The following is a 2,237-nucleotide window of genomic DNA, read 5'->3' as shown; positions in this document are numbered from 1 at the left end:
CCTGGCGCAAGGCTTCGCGGTCCGCGCCGCCAGGGCGCACAGCAGGCGGTCGTGGTAGCGCTGCAGGCGCTGCGCCTGCGCCATCGACAGGCCCTGCTCGCCGTGCTCCGGCTGCGCTGGCGCGGCCAGGTGCGTGTCCCAGGGGCTGGCCCGGTGGGCCGGCCCGGGCGACGGCGCGCTCATGCGGCCTCCGGGCGAGGGGTGGGAACCGGGCGTTGCGCGGTCAGGCCGTACCAGTTGACCCGTCGCGTGAGCACCATCACGGCGGCCAGCACCAGGAACAGCGCGATGGCACCCACGGCCAGCGCGGTCTGCTCCAGCTGCAGCAGCAGGTAGAGCAGGCCGTAGAGCAGTGCGATGCCGGCCCCGAACGGCAGGCCGAGCCACAGGCTGCCGAGCATGTGGCTGGCGTAGTAGGCCAGCAGCAGCACGCACGCGCTGGCCGCGATGGCATACGAAACGCCGAAGGGCAGGTGCTCCGACAGGCTCACCAGCAGCAGGAAGAAGCTGCACAGGGCGCTGCCCACCAGCAGGTACTGCACCGGATGCACCCGCAGCCGCTTCATCAGCTCGAACAGGCCCACCGCCACGAAGGTGAGCGCGATGAACAGCACGCCGTACTTGGTGGCGCGGTCGCTCAGGGAATAGGGATTGACCGGGTCCACGAAGGCCACGGTGAAGCTGTCGGCGCAGCCGCGGCCGTCGGCGGGCGCGGGTTCGTAGGCGTGGTCCGCGCTGGGGGCCGCCTCGCACGCGGGGCGGCCGGCGGCCACGTCCTGCTGGGCCGTACTGGCGAGCGAAGACAGGCGCCACAGCGCGGAAAAGCCTTTGTCCCCCACGGTGCGCTCCGACGGCAGGAAGCGGCCTGCGAACGAGGGGTGGGGCCAGCTGCCGTCCATCTGCACCTGGGTCTGGCTGCCCAGCGGCACGATGGCCACGCTCTCGGTGCCCACGAGTTCCAGGTCCATCTCGGCCTTGAACGGGCCGGTATCGCCGCCTGGCCGCTGCACCAGCGCTTCGGGCAGCGGGGCATGCAGGCCGCGGGGGTAGGCGGGGTGGAAGGTGCCGGGCTTCAGGGCCAGCGCCTGGCCGCCGATGGTGAGCTGGGCCGCGCGGATGCCCCGCGCATCGCCCACCGCCATCATCAGAAGGGGTGCGCCGCATTGCATGCGCGAGCCCTGCACGGTGGTGTCCGGCCGCAGGCTCGCGAGCGACGACCACTCGGCGGCGACATGCGCCTTCAGGGCGTAGGTGTTGACCTTGTGCACACCGCGCGAGCGCTCCTGCATGGCGGTGCCGGCGCGCAATTGCAGGGTGTCCGGCATGGCGGTGAGCACGAACTCGCGCCGTTTCTCGACCGTGGTGCGCTCGCTGCCGGTGCCGGTCACGGCATCCCAGCTTTCCACGCAGGCGCTGTGGATCAGCGGCCCCAGCAGGGTTTGCGAACCCGCCAGGCTGCGCGCCACGCCATCGGCGGTGAGGGTGCGGTAGCGCTGGCGGTCGCGCACCACGTCTTCGATGAGGCCCAGGCCGAACAGCAGGAGCAGGGTGATGGCCGCGAGCGCGGCCAGTTTGGTGAACAGGGGGTGTTTCAAGGAGGCTCTCCGCCAGTGGATGTGGAGGGCAGTGTGGTGATCGGGCGTGAGGCGGAAATGAAGTTTGTGAGCGCACGGTGAAGTGCACCAGCGCGCTGCCGGCCCGGTGGCCGGTGCGCCGCCGTCAGGCGGCCGGAAAGGCGAGTTCGACCCGCAGCCCGGGCTGGGTGTTGCGCACTGCCATCGTTCCCCCGTGCAGCGCCATGATCCGGCGCACGATGGCCAGGCCCAGCCCCGAGCCGCTGCGCTCTCCACCCGGCCGCGCGGTGGTGAAAAAGCGCTCGCCCAGCCGCGGCAGCGCATAGTCCGGCACGCCGGGACCCCCGTCCTGCACGGCCACCACCGGGCCCTGCAATTCCACGCGCACCGCGCTGCCGGCGGGCGCGAAGTCGATGGCGTTGTCGATCAGGTTGGTGATCGCCAGCGTCACCAGTTCGGCCTCCCAGGGGCCGCCGGCGCCGTCGCCCGTGAGCACCAGGTCGATGGTGCGCTGGCTGGCGCGGGCCTGGGCCTGGCGCACGGCCAGGGCCGCGCAGTCCTGCAGCGAGACGGCCGCCGCGCCCTCGGCCCGCTGGCGCTGCTCGAGCTGGCTCAGCGCCAGCAGCCGGTCCACCAGGCGCTGCAGGCGCTCGCTTTGCTCGA

3 protein-coding genes are annotated in these 2,237 nt (G+C 72.3%); all 3 read right to left on the bottom strand.

From position 1 onward, the window contains the following. Positions 1 to 183 (bottom strand): hypothetical protein (locus AC27IO_RS23140; RefSeq protein ID WP_498741003.1); only part of this gene is annotated, 183 nt, incomplete at its 3' end. After that, positions 180 to 1,595 (bottom strand): cell envelope integrity protein CreD, encoded by a 1,416-nt coding sequence (creD, locus tag AC27IO_RS23135; RefSeq protein ID WP_284430273.1) that lies wholly within the window; start codon positions 1,593 to 1,595, stop codon positions 180 to 182. The genes AC27IO_RS23140 and creD, both read right to left, overlap by 4 nt. A gap of 124 nt (positions 1,596 to 1,719) precedes the next feature. Then, the coding region (locus AC27IO_RS23130; protein WP_498741000.1) for an ATP-binding protein at positions 1,720 to 2,237 on the bottom strand (518 nt) is incomplete at its 5' end.

This window comes from Acidovorax sp. KNOB132 (genome assembly GCF_057541515.1).
The sequence above is the reverse complement of the archived record's forward strand: the minus strand, read 5'-3'. Positions and strand labels throughout refer to the sequence as shown.